16 protein-coding genes are annotated in these 17,120 nt (G+C 67.1%); 10 read left to right on the top strand and 6 right to left on the bottom strand.

Annotated features, from left to right (window positions below; genetic code table 11):
- Nucleotides 1–85 precede the first annotated feature (85 nt).
- On the top strand, nt 86–2,446 hold the full coding sequence (locus tag G3I17_RS10930) for an XRE family transcriptional regulator (RefSeq protein ID WP_164595851.1): 2,361 nt from the start codon (nt 86–88) through the stop codon (nt 2,444–2,446).
- Between the two features lie 89 nt (nt 2,447–2,535).
- Here the strand turns inward: G3I17_RS10930 and G3I17_RS10925 are convergent, their stop codons facing one another.
- The 6 genes from G3I17_RS10925 to G3I17_RS10900 all read right to left on the bottom strand — a co-directional run bounded on the left by G3I17_RS10925 (nt 2,536) and on the right by G3I17_RS10900 (nt 9,157).
- Nucleotides 2,536–4,245: an ABC transporter substrate-binding protein gene (locus G3I17_RS10925; RefSeq protein ID WP_164595850.1), complete on the bottom strand. Its 1,710-nt coding sequence runs from the start codon at nt 4,243–4,245 to the stop codon at nt 2,536–2,538.
- A gap of 187 nt (nt 4,246–4,432) precedes the next feature.
- The gene (locus tag G3I17_RS10920; protein ID WP_164595849.1) at nt 4,433–5,470 is read right to left on the bottom strand and encodes a dipeptide ABC transporter ATP-binding protein; all 1,038 of its coding nucleotides are present in this window, start codon (nt 5,468–5,470) and stop codon (nt 4,433–4,435) included.
- 28 nt (nt 5,471–5,498) lie between these two features.
- The gene (locus G3I17_RS10915; RefSeq protein WP_164595848.1) at nt 5,499–6,569 is read right to left on the bottom strand and encodes an ABC transporter ATP-binding protein; all 1,071 of its coding nucleotides are present in this window, start codon (nt 6,567–6,569) and stop codon (nt 5,499–5,501) included.
- Between the two features lie 16 nt (nt 6,570–6,585).
- A complete protein-coding gene (locus tag G3I17_RS10910) occupies nt 6,586–7,590 on the bottom strand; it encodes an ABC transporter permease (protein ID WP_164595847.1) in 1,005 nt (334 codons plus the stop codon).
- Between the two features lie 3 nt (nt 7,591–7,593).
- The gene (locus G3I17_RS10905; protein ID WP_164595846.1) at nt 7,594–8,640 is read right to left on the bottom strand and encodes an ABC transporter permease; all 1,047 of its coding nucleotides are present in this window, start codon (nt 8,638–8,640) and stop codon (nt 7,594–7,596) included.
- 127 nt (nt 8,641–8,767) lie between these two features.
- On the bottom strand, nt 8,768–9,157 hold the full coding sequence (locus G3I17_RS10900) for a (deoxy)nucleoside triphosphate pyrophosphohydrolase (protein ID WP_164595845.1): 390 nt from the start codon (nt 9,155–9,157) through the stop codon (nt 8,768–8,770).
- 63 nt (nt 9,158–9,220) lie between these two features.
- Here G3I17_RS10900 and G3I17_RS10895 point away from each other — a divergent pair, with 63 nt between their 5' ends.
- The 9 genes from G3I17_RS10895 to G3I17_RS10860 all read left to right on the top strand — a co-directional run bounded on the left by G3I17_RS10895 (nt 9,221) and on the right by G3I17_RS10860 (nt 17,101).
- Nucleotides 9,221–9,847 carry a hypothetical protein gene (locus G3I17_RS10895; protein WP_164595844.1) on the top strand — a complete coding sequence of 209 codons (627 nt, stop codon included), beginning with the start codon at nt 9,221–9,223 and terminating at the stop codon, nt 9,845–9,847.
- Nucleotides 9,848–9,954: 107 nt separating this feature from the next.
- Nucleotides 9,955–10,245 (top strand): hypothetical protein, encoded by a 291-nt coding sequence (locus G3I17_RS10890; RefSeq protein WP_164595843.1) that lies wholly within the window; start codon nt 9,955–9,957, stop codon nt 10,243–10,245.
- Nucleotides 10,245–11,045: a hypothetical protein gene (locus G3I17_RS10885; protein ID WP_164595842.1), complete on the top strand. Its 801-nt coding sequence runs from the start codon at nt 10,245–10,247 to the stop codon at nt 11,043–11,045. Before G3I17_RS10890 ends, G3I17_RS10885 begins: the two co-directional genes overlap by 1 nt.
- Before the next feature lie 19 nt (nt 11,046–11,064).
- Entirely contained in the window at nt 11,065–12,945 is a 1,881-nt protein-coding gene (locus G3I17_RS10880) for a fumarate reductase/succinate dehydrogenase flavoprotein subunit (RefSeq protein WP_164595841.1), read from the top strand.
- Nucleotides 12,942–13,694, top strand: coding sequence for a succinate dehydrogenase/fumarate reductase iron-sulfur subunit (locus G3I17_RS10875; RefSeq protein ID WP_164595840.1), 753 nt, complete (start codon nt 12,942–12,944; stop codon nt 13,692–13,694). The genes G3I17_RS10880 and G3I17_RS10875 overlap by 4 nt, the downstream gene beginning before the upstream one ends.
- 246 nt (nt 13,695–13,940) lie before the next feature.
- Nucleotides 13,941–15,917, top strand: a complete 1,977-nt coding sequence (locus G3I17_RS10870; RefSeq protein WP_164595839.1) for an AarF/UbiB family protein — start codon at nt 13,941–13,943, stop codon at nt 15,915–15,917.
- A 14-nt stretch (nt 15,918–15,931) separates the two neighbouring features.
- Nucleotides 15,932–16,456, top strand: coding sequence for an alpha/beta fold hydrolase (locus G3I17_RS40635; RefSeq protein WP_239062393.1), 525 nt, complete (start codon nt 15,932–15,934; stop codon nt 16,454–16,456).
- A complete protein-coding gene (locus G3I17_RS40630) occupies nt 16,450–16,782 on the top strand; it encodes a hypothetical protein (RefSeq protein ID WP_239062392.1) in 333 nt (110 codons plus the stop codon). Before G3I17_RS40635 ends, G3I17_RS40630 begins: the two co-directional genes overlap by 7 nt.
- 31 nt (nt 16,783–16,813) lie before the next feature.
- Nucleotides 16,814–17,101 carry a 4a-hydroxytetrahydrobiopterin dehydratase gene (locus G3I17_RS10860; RefSeq protein WP_164595838.1) on the top strand — a complete coding sequence of 96 codons (288 nt, stop codon included), beginning with the start codon at nt 16,814–16,816 and terminating at the stop codon, nt 17,099–17,101.
- The last annotated feature ends 19 nt before the right edge of the window (nt 17,102–17,120 follow it).

Here is a 17,120-nt window from a genome sequence, read left to right as displayed (position 1 = left end):
AATTCTCGACCGGGCTAGACCGGGTCACCAGGTACAACCCATACAGTTCACCCATACAAAAGTGGCGATCGGCGGAGGTACAGGAGTGGACTCGCAGTTCGCGGCCCTGCTCCGGCGGCACCGGGCGGCCGCCGGCCTCACCCAGGAGGAGCTGTCGTCCGGCTCCGGAGTGAGCATCCAGGCGATCAGCACGCTCGAACGAGGTACCCGGCGCTACCCGCAGCTGAACACTGTCGCGGCACTGGCCCAGGCCCTCCACCTGGACCCCGACCAGACGGCCGCACTGACCACGGCCGCCTCCCGTCGTGGCAAGACCGACAAGCCCAAGGCGAAGCCGGCCCTGGCGGCCTCCCCCAGGCAACTGCCGTTCGCGAGTGGCGACTTCACCGGGCGGGTCCGGGAGATGGAGCTGCTGACCAAGCACCTGACCACGGCCAAGGGCGTCAGTGTGACGGCCATCACCGGCATGGGCGGCATCGGCAAGACCACTCTCGCCATCCACACCGCACACCAGGTCGCCGAGCACTTCCCGGACGGCCAGCTGTACCTCGACCTGCGCGGCTTCGGCCTCGGCCCGCCCCTCGAGCCCCTGGACGCCCTGACCTATCTGCTGGAGGACCTGGGCGAGACCCCATCCGTAGACCTCGCCACAGCAACCGCCCGCTTCCGTACTGCGCTCGCCGGGCGCCGCCTGGTGCTACTGCTCGACAACGCCTCCGACCAGGACCAGGTCCGGCCACTCCTCCCGGGTTCGGGCGGCTGTGCGGTCATCGTGACGAGCCGCCGCAGCCTGGCCGGCCTCAGCGGCCGCCAGTTCCAGCTGGGCGAGCCGCCGCTCGAGGAGTCGATCGAGATGCTCCGTCGCATCTCAGAGCGCCCGGACGCGCCAGAGGACGAGTGTGCGGAAGTGGTGCGTCAGTGTGGGGGCCTGCCGCTGGCGATCCGGATGGCGGGCGCCCGGCTGGCGTCCCGCCCGACCTGGCCGGTTGCCCACCTCGCCGAGCGGCTGGCAGACGGCCGTCGCCGGCTGGACGAGCTGCAACTGGACGACTCCGGCGTACGGGCGACTCTGGTGCTGTCTATCGAGCAACTGGCCGGCAGCGTCGACCCCATCGACGTGCAGGCCGTCACGATGTTCGCGCTGCTCGGATTGTCGGACTCGGTGGATCTCACGTCGGCCCTAGCGGCTGCACTGTCGGACAGCCCTGAGCCGGAAGCTGTCGTAGTACTCGAGCGGCTGGTGGACGTGCACCTGCTCGCAACGCCCGGCCCCGGCCGGTACAGGCTGCATGACCTCGTACGAGTGGCTGCGCGCGAGCTTGCCGAGCAGATGCTGACGGAGCCGGACAAGGCAGCAGCCAACGGCCGGTGGATCAGGCGGGTCTCCGCTGTCGTCTGGAAGGCCAGCGAGTACGCCGGGCACGGTGTGACCCGCGAGGGGTGGCTCGACAAGGAATGGCTCGTCGGCGCTCAGGACCTCGCCAGCCAGGACGAGGTGCTCGACTGGCTGGACGGCGAACGGGCCAATCTCGTCGGCATCGTGCAGCAGGCCGCAGCGGACCAGCCCGGCCTCGCAGTACAGCTGGCCATCGGCCTCAACGCGTACTACGCCGTCCGCCGCGCCTGGCTCGAGTGGCTCCAGGCCAACGAGGCCGTACTGCGCCTGGTCAGCGGTGGGCCCGACCGCATCGCCGAGGGGCTCGTCCTGCACGACCTGGGAGCAGCCCATGCCGAGCTGGGCCAGTACGAGCAGGCCCTTGCTCCCCTGCGCCGTGCGGTGGACACCACTGATGCCTCCGGCGACGGCAATCTCCAGGCGCTCTGCCTGAGCAGCCTCAGCCACGTCCTGGAGCGCACCGGCCGCACCACCGACGGCATCCCCTACGCCGAACGGGCCCGCGAGATCGGCCTGCGCCTCGGCATCCCGCCCCGCGCGGCGTGGGCCTGCCTGGCTCTCGGCATGCTGTACCTGAAGACGGGGATGCCCGATGGCGCCCGGCGGCACTTCGCCGAGGCGATGGACCTACTGGTCGAGCCTGGCCTGGAGAAGTACCGCGGCATGATCGCCCAGAACGTCGGCGTCGCCTACCGCGAGGCCGGCCAGTTCGACGTCGCCGGCGAAGCCCTGCACGAGAGTCTGAACCTCTACCGCACAGCGGGCGCAGCGATCCCGCAGGCCGAGGTACTGAACGAGCTGGGCCGGCTCCGGCTGGCCGAGGGCCGGTACCACGAGGCCATCGCCGCCCAGAGCGAGGGCCTGGCCATCGCCGGCCAGTACGGCGACTGGCTGTGTGAGGCGGACATCCGCAAGAGCCTCGGCGAGGTCCACCACGCCCAGGGCCGCCTCCCGGAGGCACGCCGCGAATGGCGGATCGCCCTGTCCATCCACGAACAGCACAACGCCCACGGCGCCGCCGCCCTGGAGCAACTCCTACGCTCCACCTGAGGAGCGTTCTACCCAAAGGAGAAGGGGCGGCTCCCCGAAGGGAACCGCCCCCACAATCACCTATCAGGCGATGGGTCCTGCTACCTCGATCAGCTGGTCGGCTTCTTCAGGCCGATCTGGGTGAGGTCGAGGATGCCACCTGTGTTCGGGTCGGACACAGCGCTGTCGACGTTGGAGCCGACGACGAAGACGTTGAGGTCCTTGACGGTCGGCACCAGCGGCGCCGTCTTCATGATCTCGGCGTACAGGTCCGCGTAGCCGGTGACCACCTTGGCCTTGTCGGTCTCCTTGGCCAGCTCGGCCATCTTGTCCCAGCCGTTGTCGCTGCGCGCGTAGTTGTTCTGCGCGGCCTTGTTCGGCGCGGTGGTGTCCGGTCCGAGCACCGGCGGCACGATCGTCGCCAGCGTCGCCCAGTCCAAGCACCAACCGGCCGTGATCAGGTCTGTCGCCGAGGTGTCCTGCTGCTGGGTCGAGTAGTAGTTGTCGCCCGGGATCTTGCGGATGTCGATGTTGATGCCGACAGCCTTCCAGGACGCCTGCGCAGACTCGGCTGCCTTGACGGCAAGACCCGAGTCGGCAGTGCCGAGGACGAGCTTCTCACCCTTGTAACCGGACTCGGCCAGCGCGGCCTTCGCCTTCACCGGGTCGCCCTCCGGCGGAACCTTGAAGTTCTCCTCGGGCTTGTAGCCGTCCAGCTCCTCCGGAATGATCGAATCGACCACCTTGGCCAGCCGCTCGCCACCACGGGCATCACGGTAGCTGGTCCGGTCCAGACCGTAGTAGAGCGCCTCGCGCAGCTTCTGGTTCTTCAGCAGCGGCTTCTGCTCGTTGAACGCGACGTAGCGCCTGCAGAAGTCCGTGCCCTCGACCACTCGGTCCTTGACGCTCGCCTGGTTCGTCTTGGCGATGTTCTCCGGCTGGACGCCGGCGAAGCTGACCGAGTTCTTGTCGGCCGCACCATCGGCGAACAGCCGCTGGTCGACGGTCGCCTCGGCGTCACCGAACTTGAAGATGAACTTGTCCGGCAGCGCGTTGCGCAGCGGGTCCGTCTTCTGGTCCCAGTTCTCGTTCCGGACCAGCACCAGCTGCTTCTTGCGGGTGTAGGACTCGATCTTGTACGGGCCAGTCGCGACCGGGTGGTTGTCATACGCGGTCTTGGTGTCCTTGGCCTTCGGGACCGGCGACCAGACCTTCATGCTCGCGGTGCCCTCGAAGGTGGCGACCGGACGGTTCAGCTTGAAGATGACCGTCTTCTCGTCCGGCACCTCGATCGCGGTGCAGCCCTTGCCACCGTTGTTGCCGGCCACGTACGGGCCCTTGTAGCCCGGGCAGTCGAGGTACTCGTGCGCGTACGGCGCACCCTCCTGCATGTCGGCGGAGAAGGAACGCTCGGCGCCGTACTTGATGTCGGCGGCAACGATCGGCGTACCGTCCTCGTACTTCAGCCCGTCCTTCAGCTTGAAGGTCCAGGTCATGAAGTCCGGGGTCGACGTGTAGCTATCGGCCAGGTCGTTCTCCAGAATGGTCTTCTTGGCCTTGGCGTCGTAGCGGTAGTCCGTCAGCGTCCGGGTGATCAGCTTGCCGATCATGCCGGAGTCGGTGACGAAGTTCCGCGCCGGGTCGAGATGCTCGACGTCGTTCACGTGGTAAACGGTGACGGTGCCCCCCTTGGCCCCGGCCGTGCCTGCAGTAGTGGACTCGCTGCCGGCGTCATCGCTGCCGCCGCCGCAAGCGGTCGCCAACAGGGTCACGGAGACCCCAGCGGCAACTACCTGTCCTACTCGTTTGGCGTACTTCATAGCCAGTAATTCCTTCCTTGTCATGACGTTCCACGCCGGGTCGCGGCGGCCGGATAGGTCATCTGCTGGCATCGATCCGCGTCATCAACTCACGGATTCACAGGTGGCGCAACGAGCATCAGGCTCGGTGACCAGATCGTGATTGGTTCATTGCCATCGATAGACTTTCAGTCACTGTCCGCAACATTCAGATCACATCGCGCTCCTCGGGGAAGTGGCAGGCGGCCTGGTGAGCCGGTGCGCCGATCTGCATCAATTGGGGCTCCTGCTCGGCGCAAATGTCCTTCGCCTTCCAGCACCGGGTGCGGAATCGGCACCCCGACGGCGGGTTCAGCGGGCTCGGCACGTCACCGGTGAGACGGATCCGCTCACGGTGTGCAAGCGCGTCGGGGTCCGCTTCGGGAACCGCCGACAACAGAGCGTGCGTGTACGGGTGCCGGGCGTGGTTGTAGAGCTCGTCACGGTCCGCGATCTCGACCACCTTGCCCAGGTACATCACCGCGACCCGGTCCGAGATGTGCCGGATCACCGACAGGTCGTGGGCGATGAACAGGTAGGCGAGGTTGAACTCGTCCTGCAGGTCCTCCAGCAGGTTCACGATCTGCGCCTGGATCGAGACATCGAGCGCCGACACCGGTTCGTCGCAGACGATCAGCTTCGGCCGCAGCGCGAGCGCCCGGGCGACCCCGATCCGCTGCCGCTGACCGCCGGAGAACTCGTGCGGGTAGCGGTTGTAGTGCTCGGGGTTGAGCCCGACCCGCTCCATCAGCGCCTGGACGGCCTTCTTCGTGCCGCCCTCGCTCTTCACCTTCTGGATCTCGAACGGCGCCGCGATGATCGTGCCGATCGTCTGCCGCGGGTTCAGCGACGAGAACGGGTCCTGGAAGATCATCTGGACCTGGCGCCGGAACGGACGCATCTTCTGCCGGCTCAGGTGCGTGATGTCCGAACCCTCGAACCGGATCGTGCCACCGGTCGGCTCGTCCAGTCTGGTCACCAGCCGGCCCGTGGTCGTCTTGCCACAGCCCGACTCACCGACCACGCCGAGCGTCTCGCCGGAGCGGATGGTCAGGTCGATACCGTCGACCGCCTTGACCGCGCCGGTCTGCCGCTGGAAGACGATCCCCCGGGTGACCGGGAAGTACCGCTGCAGTCCCTTGACCTCGAGCAGCGCCTCGCCCTGCTCCGGCCGGACGGCCTGCTCGGCCGACGTCGACGTACTCACGATCGCTCCTCGTTCTTGAGTGCCGGCATCACAGGCTCGGCTTGATCTGCTCGGCGAACAACTTGCTGCGTTCCGCGGTCTCGATGTGGCACCGGACCCGGTGCTGGTCGGAGCCGATCTGCAGCAACTCGGGCACCTCGCCAGTGCAGGATCGGCCCTCGACGTGCTGCTGGTAATCGCAGCGCGGCTGGAAGGGGCACCCCTTCGGCAGGTTGATCAGCGACGGCGGAGTGCCCCGGATCGACTTGAGCCGGTGATCGCCACCGCGGTTCACCCGCGGGATCGAGCCGAGCAGTCCCCAGGTGTAGGGCATCTCGGGCCGGTAGAAGATGTCCCGGACCGGGCCGGACTCCACCACCCGGCCGCCGTACATGACCACCACGTCCTGCGCCATCTGGGCGACGACGCCCAGGTCGTGGGTGATGATGACGATCGCGGAGTTGAACTCCTTCTGCAGATCCATCATCAGGTCGAGGATCTGCGCCTGCACGGTGACGTCCAGGGCGGTGGTCGGCTCGTCGGCGATCAGCAACTGCGGGTCGCACATCAGCGCCATCGCGATCATCGCGCGCTGCCGCATACCGCCGGAGAACTGGTGCGGGTAGTCGTAGAACCGCTTGTCCGGCGACGGGATGCCGACCCGGTCGAGTAGGTCGATCGCGCGCTTCTTGGCGACCGCCTTGGTCACCTGGTTGTGCACCCGGTACGCCTCGACGAGCTGGTCGCCGACGCGATAGAAGGGGTGCATCGCCGACAGCGGGTCCTGGAAGATCATCGCCACCTGCTGACCGCGCAGCTTGCGGATCTCGGGCACGGACATGTCCACCAGTTCGGCGCCGTCCAGCCAGATCTCACCGCTGACCTGCGCGCGGCTGCCTTTGTGCAACCCCATGATGGCCAGGCTCGAGACGCTCTTGCCGGAACCCGACTCGCCCACGATGCCCAGCGTCTTGCCGCGCTCCAGGGTGAAGCTCAGGCCGTTGACGGCCTTCACCACACCGTCGTCGGTCGGGAAGTGCACCTGCAGGTCCTTGAGCTCCAGGAACGGCTTGCCGGTACTACGGTCCGCAGTGGCTGTGGTTGTCACAGACTCGGTCACTTGTCTCCTCGTCGGGTCAGGACAACCGCACGCGCGGGTCGATGAAGGCGTACAGGACGTCGACTATGACGTTGGCCACGACGACGAAGATCGCGGCGAACAAGACGACACCCATGATGGCCGGCAGGTCGTTGCCGAGCACCGAGTCGATCGAGAACTTGCCCAGACCGGTGATGCTGAAGACCTGTTCGGTGATCACCGCGCCGCCGAGCAGGCCGCCGACGTCCAGACCGAAGATGGTCACGATCGGCGTCAGCGCGGACCGCAGTCCGTGCTTGAAGATCACGGTGCCCTCACCCAGGCCCTTGGCCCGGGCGGTGCGGATGTAGTCCTCGTTCATCGTGTCGATCATGTTGGCCCGGGTGATCCGGGTGTAGAGCGCCGCATAGACCAGCGCCAGGGTGATCCACGGCAGGATGTAGAACTGCAGCCACTTGAACGGACCGACGGTGAACAGGGCCGCGCTGGACGTGTCCGGGAACGGTAGCCATTTGAGTTTCACGATGAACAGGAACAACAGCAGATAGCCGAACACGATGGTCGGGAACGAGACGCCGAACAGCGCCAGCCCGACACTCAGCTTGTCGATCCACTTGCCCTTGCGCAGCGCGGCGATCAACCCGAGCATCACGCCGAACACCAGCCAGATGATGGCGGCGCCGGTGGCGAGCCAGAAGGTCGCCGGGAAGGCGTCAGAGATCGAGTCCCAGACCGGGAGGCCATTCTGGTAGGACTCACCGAAGCACGGCCACGCGCAGTTGCGTTCGCTGCCGACCGAACCGATCTCCCGGCCGCCCGGGTTGACCAGGCCCTTCATGTAGGTGCCGTACTGGACGATCAGCGGGTCGTCGAACCCGTAGGTCGCGTTCACCGTCGCGATCGTCTCGGTGTTGCAGTTCTTGCCGCAGATCAGCAGGGCGGGGTTCGCCGGGGTGATCCAGAACAGGAAGAACGTGATGGCAGAGATCACCCAGAGGATGACGAGCGTCTGCAGCAGCCGGCGGATCAGATAGCGGCCCATGGGTCAGCTCCTCCCGGCACGCGGGTCGAGGGCGTCGCGCACGGAGTCACCGAGCAGGTTGAACGCCAGAACGGTGATGAACAGCGCAATGCCCGGGAAGAACAGGTAGAGCGGATTGCTCTCGATCCAGGCCGACGCGTCGGCGATCATCCGGCCCCACGAGGAGGTCGGTTCCTTGATACCGACGCCCAGGAAGGACAGCGCGGCCTCCGCGGTGATGTTGCTCGGGATCAGCAGCGTCGTGTAGACGAGCAGCGTCGGGATCAAGTTCGGCAGGAGCTGCTTGAAGATCACGTACCCCGGGCTGGCGCCGAGCGACCTGGCCGCCTCGACGAACTCACGCTCGCGCAGGGACAGCGTCTGGCCACGCACGATCCGGGCCAGATAGGCCCAGCCGAAGAAGCCGAGGACGAACATCAGCACGCCCAGTCGGAGCCTGTTGTCGTCGGGGATGCCGAGCAGGGCCTGGCCGCGGTCGGCGATCACCGGCGTCAGCGCCATCACGAACAGCAGCGACGGGAAGCTCAGCATGATGTCCATCAGCCGGCTGAGCAGGGTGTCGACCCAGCCACCGAAGTAGCCGGCGACCATCCCGATCACGGTGCCGAGCACGATCGCGATGATCGTGCCGCCGAGTGCGACCAGCAGCGAGACCCGGGTGCCGTAGACCAACCGGGAGAAGACGTCGCGGCCGTTCTGCGGTTCGACGCCGAGCCAGTGCTGGGCGCTCGTACCGCTGCCCCACAGGCCGCCGATCGGGATACCGCCGTCGCGCGTGTTCAGCAGCGGCCCGCCGTCATCGTTGAGCTTGTTGAACTGATCCGGCGGAAAGCCGTTGATCTTGACGATCAGCGGGGCGAAGATCGCCACCGCGATGATCAGCAGGATGACGACCGCGGAGATGACCGCGATCTTGTCCTTCTTCAGCCTGGCCCAGGCGATCTGCCCGAGGGACCGGCCCTCGATCTGCTTGGCCTCCGCGGTCTCGGCCAAGCCGTCCGCTGGCAGACCACCCTCTGGCGAGAGGTCTTCCGTAACCCCCAGCGTCATCGCTGTTGCCTACCCTTCCCCTTGAATCGCACGTCGTTCACCCCGACGGGCGAGTTGTCGGGAACCCTACGGATCTCGCAGTGTGGACGCCACCAGACGCCCTCTGATGTCACGGAATCGTGACGGATCAGCAGAGTGTTCCCAGGAGCACACGGAGCGCGATCAGGAACGGCCGGTCGGCCGGCAACCAGTCCAGTTCTGCCAGCTCCGACGCGTCCACCCAGCGGATCGCGCTGTGCTCGTGCAGAACCGGTTCACCACGCACCAGCGCCGCAGCGTACACGCGCAATAAGTATCGGTCGCCAATGGGTTGGGCCGGGCCCAGCGAGGCGCCGGGCGCGATCTCCAGGGCCAGTTCCTCGCGCAACTCCCGGACCGCGGCCTGCTGATCGGTCTCCCCCGGTTCGACCTTGCCGCCGGGAAACTCCCAGCCGCCATCCGGTCCGGGTCGCAGTGCGGCCAGCACCCGGCCGGCCCGGATCACGGCCACCCCGACGACGATCTGCGGTTCACCCATGGGGATGCACTGTGTCAGACCTGCTGTGTCACAACTGTCGACGCCGGGCGCGATGATGATCCAATGCCGTTACAGAACAGGGTGTTGCCGACGCAGGAGATCGTGGCCGCCGCGGGTCGCGGTCTGCTGATGGGCAACCGCGGCACCCTGCACCGCCCAGACCGCACCCTGGCCACCACCCGCTGGCGATCGAAGGCCTGGATCTGTTGCGTGCTCGACTGGAAGGGCGTGCAGCGCGACCCGATGCCACCCGGTCGCTGGACCGCGCTCTTCTTCTTCGACGAGGCCGTCGCCCTCGCCGCCGGGCACCGCCCCTGCGCCTACTGCCGCCGCCGCGACTATCTCTTGTACGCCGGTGCGTGGGCCGCCGGCCGCGGTCTGCCCGAGCGCCCGCGGGCCACCGCGATGGACGCCCAGCTCCACCTCGAACGGGTCGAGCCCCGCACCCGCCGGCAACGCACGACGGTCGCCGAGCTGGCCGATCTACCTGACGGCGCGATGATCCGTTTCGACGGCCGGCCGGCCCTGGTACTGGACGGCAAGGTGCTCGGTTGGTCATGGGAGGGATACGCCACATCCCGCCGTCCGGCCGGCCTGCGCGAGGTCGAAGTCCTCACACCGCCGGCGAATCTCCTTGTACTGAAGGCGGGATTCGCCCCTTTACTCCACCCGACAGCCATCGGCAACTGAGGTAAACCTAAGTAGGAACACGCCGTACCGAGGGGTCTTCCGTTGTGCGCCTCGCGAGGGCAAAGTGTGCCCATACTTACAGCGACAAAACCATCACTGGAGACGGTATGGGTGACGGCAACACCGTGGCAGCGGTGCAGCGCGCTCTCGAAGCGCTACACGCGGGCGTCGGCAAACTCAGCCAGGAGTACGGTGACACCCTCGGCGTTCGCCGATTGGTGTCGGACGTGGCCAGGCTCAGCGATGACCTGGCCGAGCTGGGCCCTCCCGACCCGCATCACAGACCCGGACCAGTTCCGGAGGAACTCGAGGAGATCCCCGACGTGGAATACGACGCGTCCATGTGGACCGACGCGGAGCATGAAGGCTTCGGCGCCCCTGACCGGCGCGCGCCCTGATGGCGACGGGCACGAGCGCACCCGGTCGCGCACAGATCAAGCAGAAGACTCTACGGACCGATCGCTGGTGGCTCGCGCCGCTGCGGATCGGCGTGATCCTGGGCTTCTTCATCGTCTACGCGACGGTCCGGATCTTCATGAACAAGTGGTACTGGGTCGGTGAGCACCACTACCTGACACCGCTGTACTCGCCGTGTATCAACGACGGCTGCGTCGAGGGCTCGAGCCATCTTGGGACCTGGTTCCCGAAGTTCCCGGTGTTCCTGCCGTTCAGCATCATCACCTTCGCGATCCTGGCCGGCTTCCGCGGCACCTGTTACTACTACCGCAAGGCGGGCTGGCGGTCTTTGCTGCTGGCACCGGCCGCCTGCGCGGTGCCGGAGCCGCACAAGAAGTACAACGGTGAGCGCAAGTTCCCGCTGACCGCCCTGAACCTGCACCGGTACTTCTTCTACGGCGCGCTGGTCTTCGGTCTGCTCAACGTGTACGACGGCGTGCTCGCCTTTCACGGCGAGGACGGCGGCTTCGGCATCGGTCTGGGCACACTGATCATCTGGATCAACCTGGTCGCGCTGTGGCTGTACACGCTGTCCTGCCACGCCTGCCGGCACATCGTCGGCGGCCGGCTGAAGAACTTCTCCAAGCACCCGCTGCGCTACCGGTACTGGACCTTCGTGTCGAAGCTGAACCCGAAGCACGGCACCTACGCGATGATCTCGCTCTTCACCGTGATCATCACCGACGCGTACATCATGTCGCTGTCGGCGGGCTGGTTCTCCGATCTGCGCTTCTTCAACTGATACGGACGTCTGATCTCTTATGACTGAGCTTGAGCGACACCAGTACGACGTGATCGTGATCGGCGCCGGCGGCGCCGGCCTGCGGGCCGCGATCGAGGCCCGCGAGCAGGGCAAGCGCACCGCGATCGTGTGCAAGTCACTGTTCGGCAAGGCACACACCGTGATGGCCGAGGGTGGCTGTGCCGCGGCGATGGGCAACGCGAACTCCAACGACAACTGGAAGACCCACTACGTCGACACCATGCGTGGCGGGAAGTTCCTGAACAACTGGCGGATGGCCGAACTGCACGCGCAGGAAGCCCCCGACCGGGTCTGGGAGCTGGAGACCTACGGCGCGCTGTTCGACCGGACGCCGGACGGCAAGATCAGCCAGCGCAACTTCGGCGGTCACACCTACCCGCGGCTCGCGCACGTCGGCGACCGGACCGGCCTGGAGCTGATCCGCACCCTGCAGCAGAAGATCGTTTCGCTGCAGCAGGAGGACTTCAAGGCCACCGGTGACTACGAGGCGAACCTCAAGGTCTACGCCGAGTGCACGGTCACCGAGTTGCTGAAGGACGGTGACGCGATCTCTGGTGCCTTCGGGTACTGGCGGGAGTCCGGCCGCTTCATCCTGTTCGACGCGCCCGCGGTCATCCTGGCCACCGGTGGGGTCGGCAAGTCGTTCAAGGTCACCTCGAACTCGTGGGAGTACACCGGTGACGGTCACGCCCTCGCGATGCGGGCCGGCGCGACGCTGATCAACATGGAGTTCATCCAGTTCCACCCGACCGGCATGGTCTGGCCGCCGTCGGTGAAGGGCATCCTGGTCACCGAGTCGGTCCGCGGTGACGGTGGGGTCCTGAAGAACTCCGAGGGCAAGCGGTTCATGTTCGACTACGTGCCGGACGTGTTCCGCGCGCAGTACGCGGAGACCGAGGAAGAGGCCGACCGCTGGTACAAGGACGCCGACAACAACCGGCGTCCACCGGAGCTGCTGCCCCGCGACGAGGTCGCCCGGGCGATCAACTCCGAGGTCAAGGCCGGCCGCGGAACGCCGCACGGTGGCGTCTTCCTGGACGTCTCCTCGCGGCTGCCCGCCGAGGAGATCCAGCGCCGGCTGCCGTCGATGTACCACCAGTTCAAGGAGCTGGCGGACGTCGACATCACCGCGGAGCCGATGGAGGTCGGCCCGACCTGTCACTACGTGATGGGTGGCGTCGAGGTCGAGCCGGACACCGCGCAGTCGTCGATCAAGGGCCTGTACGCCGCCGGTGAGGTGGCCGGCGGTATGCACGGCTCCAACCGGCTCGGTGGCAACTCGCTGTCCGACCTGCTCGTCTTCGGCCGCCGCGCCGGAGCCGGTGCGGCGATGTACGTCGAGTCGCTCGGCGAGAACCGGCCGAAGATCGCCGAGGCCGATATCGACGCGGCGGCGGCCGAGGCCCTCGCGCCGTTCGAGCTCGAGGGCGGGGAGAACCCGTACACGATCCACCAGGAACTCCAGCAGTCGATGAACGACCTGGTCGGCATCATCCGCAAGGCCGACGAGATCGAGCAGGCGCTGTCGCGGCTGGCCGAGTTCCGTGGCCGGATCGCGAAGATGACGGTCGAGGGGCACCGGCAGTTCAACCCCGGCTGGCACCTCGCGCTGGACCTGCGCAACATGCTGACGGTGTCGGAGTGCGTCGCGAAGGCGGCCCTGCTGCGCGAGGAGTCCCGTGGCGGTCACACCCGCGACGACTTCCCGGGGATGAACGCCGAGTGGCGCAAGCTGCTGCTGGTCTGCTCGCTGCAGAGCACCGACGACGGGGTCACCGTGGTCAAGAAGGACCAGATCCCGATGCGCGAGGACCTGCTGGAGCTGTTCGAGCGCGACGAGCTGTCGAAGTACCTGACTGCAGAGGAGCTGCCGGCATGAGCTACTTGGCCAAGTTCCGGGTTTGGCGTGGGGACGCCGAGAGCGGCGACCTGAAGGACTACGAGGTCGAGGTGAACGAGGGCGAGGTCGTCCTCGACGTCATCCATCGGCTGCAGGCGACCCAGACCCCGGATCTGGCGGTCCGCTGGAACTGCAAGGCCGGCAAGTGCGGCTCCTGCAGCGCCGAGATCAACGGCATGCCGAAGCTGATGTGCATGTGCCGGATGAACACGTTCGAGGAGGGCGAGACCGTCACGGTCACCCCGATGCGGACCTTCCCGGTGATCAAGGATCTGGTCACGGACGTCTCGTTCAACTACCAGAAGGCGCGCGAGATCCCCGCGTTCTCGCCGCCGGCCGACCTGAAGCCGGGCGAGTACCGGATGCAGCAGGTCGACGTGGAGCGCTCGCAGGAGTTCCGCAAGTGCATCGAGTGCTTCCTGTGCCAGGACACCTGCCACGTGATCCGCGATCACGAGGAGAACAAGGAGTCCTTCTCGGGGCCGCGGTTCCTGATGCGGATCGCCGAGCTGGACATGCACCCGCTCGACTCCGCCGACCGCCAGAAGGCGGCCCAGGAGGAGCACGGCCTCGGCTTCTGCAACATCACCAAGTGCTGCACCGAGGTCTGCCCCGAGCACATCAAGATCACCGACAACGCCCTCATCCCGATGAAGGAACGCGTCGCTGACCGCAAGTACGACCCGATCGTCTGGCTCGGCAACAAGATCCGCCGCCGCGACGCCTGACCCTGCCAGCCAAAATTTCGGCGGTTAACCGCTCAAACGGTGGGTTGTCACCCCTGATTCCGAGGTGACAACCCACAGGGCGAGGGGTTAACCGCCGAAATTGTTGTGGAGGGTTTTGGGCAAGGCGACGGCGCGGGCGTGGGTGGGGGGTTCCACCAGGAGGGGACTTCGCGGAGGGCTGGGTGGGGGCGCGGGTCCCCCGCGTGGGTGAGGTGGGTTGATGGGTTGCCGATCTAGGGTGCGGGCATGGATGTGGCGCTGATCGGGCTGATCAATATCGGTGTGTTCATGCTGTTGTTCGTGCCGGTCTCGCAACGGCTGCTCGGCGTACGGTTCGGGCTGGGCCGGCTGGCGGTCGGCGCGGCGCTGACGCTGGCGATCTTCGGTCCGCTGGCGAACGCGCTCGCCGGGCAGCAGCCGTGGACCGGGTCGAACGGTGCGGCATTCTCCCTGCTCGCGTTGACGGCGCTCTGCTCGATGCTTGCCGGGCTCATCTTCCTGGTCCTCGCCGAGGCGCTGATACCGACCGGATCGTTGCCCAGGGCCCGTGATCTGCGACGGGACCTGAGCGGGCGGATCGCGCGGACCCGGCGGTACCTGCAGATCCTCCGGATCGCCATCAAGCACGGCCTCGGCCCGTACCTGCGCGGCCGCCGCCGTCCTGGCCGGGAGAACGCCGCCGGGCAGGCCGATCTCGCCCGGTCACTCCGCCTGGCGCTCGACGAGGCAGGCGTCACCTTCGTGAAGCTCGGCCAGGTGCTGTCCACCCGCAGTGACGTGATCCCGGCGTCGGTCGCGCTGGAGCTCAGCCGGTTGCAGGACCAGGTCTCCCCCGCGCCGTGGCCGCTGATCGAGGCCGTACTGACCGAGGAGCTCGGTGCGCCGCCGAGGCAGGTGTTCGCCGACTTCATCACCGAGCCGCTCGCCGCCGCCTCAGTGGCGCAGGTGTACGCCGCCCGGCTGGACGACGCACCGGTCGTGGTGAAGGTGCAGCGGCCCGGGATCGCCTCCGTGGTCGATCGGGATCTGGACATCGTGCAGCGGTTGGCCCGGTTGCTCGAGCGCAACACCGACTGGGGCCGGTCGATGGGCGTGCGGTCGCTCGCCACGGGGTTCGCCGATGCGATGCGCGAGGAGCTCGACTTCACCGTCGAGGCGGGCAACATGGCCAGCGTCGCGGCCGGCAAGTCCGTGGCCGGCAACCCGGATGTCGTCGTACCGGAGCTGTATCCGAAGTACTCCACTCGCCGGGTGCTGACGATGCAGCGGCTCGACGGGATCGGGCTCGGCAACGCTTCGGAGTCGATCGCCGAGCGCGGTCTGGACGCGGCCCGGCTGGCGAAGGTGCTCTTCGAATGCCTGCTCGGCCAGGTCGCGATCGACGGCGTGTTCCACGCGGACCCGCACCCGGGCAACTTCCTGCTGCTGACCGACGGCCGGATCGGCATGCTCGACCTCGGCTCGGTCGGGCGGCTCGATCCGGCTACCCGCGAGGCGCTGCAGCGGTTCCTGCTCGCCGTCGACCACGGGGATCCGGTGGCGGCGACCGACGCGCTGCTGGAGATCGTCTACCGCCCGGACGTGATCGACGAGCAGAGCCTGGAACGCTCGGTGGGCCAGTTCATGGCGCGTCATCTGGGCGCCGGCGCCGCGATCGGGCCGGCGATGTTCAACGATCTGTTCAAGATCATCACCTCGCACGAGCTGGGCGTGCCGTCCGAGGTGGCCGCGGTCTTCCGCGCGCTGGCGACTGTCGAGGGCACGATCTCGCGGATCTTCCCCGCCTTCGATCTCGTTGCCGCGTCGCGCCAGTTCGCCGCCGCGCACGTCACCGATCGGCTCGCGCCAGACGCACTCCGCCGTACTGCGACCGAGGAGCTGGCCACCTTGCTGCCGATGCTCCGCAGGCTGCCGCGCCGGATCGACCGGATCGCCGCCGCCGCGGAGAGCGGGCGCCTCGGGCTCAACGTGCGCCTCTTCGCCGACGAACGCGACCGCCGCCACGTAACGGGTCTGCTGCATCAGGCCCTGCTGGCGATCCTCGGCGCGACCGCCGGACTGATGGCCGTTCTCCTCCTCGGCACGCCAGGTGGCCCCAAGGTGACCGAGACTGTCACCCTCTACCAACTGTTCGCCTACAACCTCCTGGTCATCTGCGCTGTCCTTGTACTCCGGGTCCTGGTCCTCGTCTTCCGCCTACCCGACGCCCGCTCCCGCGTCTGAATCGGGGAATCTGAATGCCGTCACCGACTTTCGTTCTCGTCCATGGATCGGGCGGCAACTCGTTCCTGTGGGCGTCGATCCAGCGTGAGCTCGCGCTACTCGGACATCGCTCCTACGCGGTCGACCTGCCGGGACACGGGTTCGAAGCGCAGTACCCGATCTCCTACCAGGCCCCGCAGGATCTGGAGGCTTGGTCGGTCGAGCCGTCGACGCTGGCTGACGTAACACTGCAGGACAATGTCGATGCAGTACTACGCGTCGTACGAGGCCTGAAGGAATACGGCCCGGTGATCCTCGTCGGCGCCAGCCTCGGTGGCGTCACCATCACCGGTGTCGCCAACCAGGCGCCCGACCTGGTCGATCACCTCGTCTACATCTCTGCCTGGTCGTGCGTCTCGGGCGCGAATCCGATCGACTACATGAACGCGCCCGAGTTCGCCGACAGCCTGCTCCCGGCGCTCGGTGGTTTCGCCGTCGGCGACCCGGCGGTGATCGGCGCCGGCCGGGCCAACTACCGGACGGCGGACAATCGTTGCTAGAGGCACTCAAAGCGGCGACGCTGGCGGACGCCACGGACGAGCAGTTCCTTGCCTTCCTCAACCTCCTGCAACCCGACGAGTCGCTGCAGGTGATGACGGCCGACGCCCGGATCGACCCCGCCCGCTGGGGAACCGTCCCGCACACCTTCGTCCGCCTCACTGCCGACCGCAGCCTGCCGATCGCCCTCCAGGACCGTCTGATCGCCGAAGCCGACGCTGCGACCCCCGCCAACCCGTACTCCGTCCACACCATCGACACCACCCACGCCGGCTTCTTCTACCACCCGGCCACCAGCGGGATCCTCGCCGGACTGACATCGGACTGAGCATGCGGCGCCAGGGTCTAGAGTGTCGACCATGGCTGAGCTGCTGACCGATGACCAGATCGACGCCGCGTTGCGCGACCACCTGCCGGAGTGGAAGGTCGTGGACAGCGCGCTGGTCCGCAGTGTGCAGAAGGCGACGTTCATGGACGGCATCCGGCTGGTCGCCACGGTCGCCCAGTTGGCCGAGTCGATGAACCACCACCCGGACATCGACATCCGCTACACCACGATCACCTTCAGGGTCACCAACCACGAAGCCGGCGGCCTCACCGACGACGACCTGGTCCTGGCCCGCCACATCGACACCGCCGCCGGCTGACCGAAGCCCGGCAACGGCG

Origin of the sequence: Streptomyces sp. SID13031, from assembly GCF_010548305.1 — a bacterium.
In the GTDB taxonomy this organism is placed as follows: Bacteria; Actinomycetota; Actinomycetes; order Propionibacteriales; family Kribbellaceae; genus Kribbella.
This window is presented reverse-complemented; position numbering and strand designations above follow the sequence as displayed.

Coding starts and splice junctions, on each gene's coding strand:
- G3I17_RS10925 (WP_164595850.1), bottom strand. CDS start 4,245: ATGAAGTACGCCAAACGAGTAGGACAGGTAGTTGCCGCTGGGGTCTCC.
- G3I17_RS10910 (WP_164595847.1), bottom strand. CDS start 7,590: ATGGGCCGCTATCTGATCCGCCGGCTGCTGCAGACGCTCGTCATCCTC.
- G3I17_RS10905 (WP_164595846.1), bottom strand. CDS start 8,640: ATGACGCTGGGGGTTACGGAAGACCTCTCGCCAGAGGGTGGTCTGCCA.
- G3I17_RS10900 (WP_164595845.1), bottom strand. CDS start 9,157: ATGGGTGAACCGCAGATCGTCGTCGGGGTGGCCGTGATCCGGGCCGGC.
- G3I17_RS10895 (WP_164595844.1), top strand. CDS start 9,221: ATGCCGTTACAGAACAGGGTGTTGCCGACGCAGGAGATCGTGGCCGCC.
- G3I17_RS10890 (WP_164595843.1), top strand. CDS start 9,955: ATGGGTGACGGCAACACCGTGGCAGCGGTGCAGCGCGCTCTCGAAGCG.
- G3I17_RS10885 (WP_164595842.1), top strand. CDS start 10,245: ATGGCGACGGGCACGAGCGCACCCGGTCGCGCACAGATCAAGCAGAAG.
- G3I17_RS10880 (WP_164595841.1), top strand. CDS start 11,065: ATGACTGAGCTTGAGCGACACCAGTACGACGTGATCGTGATCGGCGCC.
- G3I17_RS10875 (WP_164595840.1), top strand. CDS start 12,942: ATGAGCTACTTGGCCAAGTTCCGGGTTTGGCGTGGGGACGCCGAGAGC.
- G3I17_RS10870 (WP_164595839.1), top strand. CDS start 13,941: ATGGATGTGGCGCTGATCGGGCTGATCAATATCGGTGTGTTCATGCTG.
- G3I17_RS40635 (WP_239062393.1), top strand. CDS start 15,932: ATGCCGTCACCGACTTTCGTTCTCGTCCATGGATCGGGCGGCAACTCG.
- G3I17_RS10860 (WP_164595838.1), top strand. CDS start 16,814: ATGGCTGAGCTGCTGACCGATGACCAGATCGACGCCGCGTTGCGCGAC.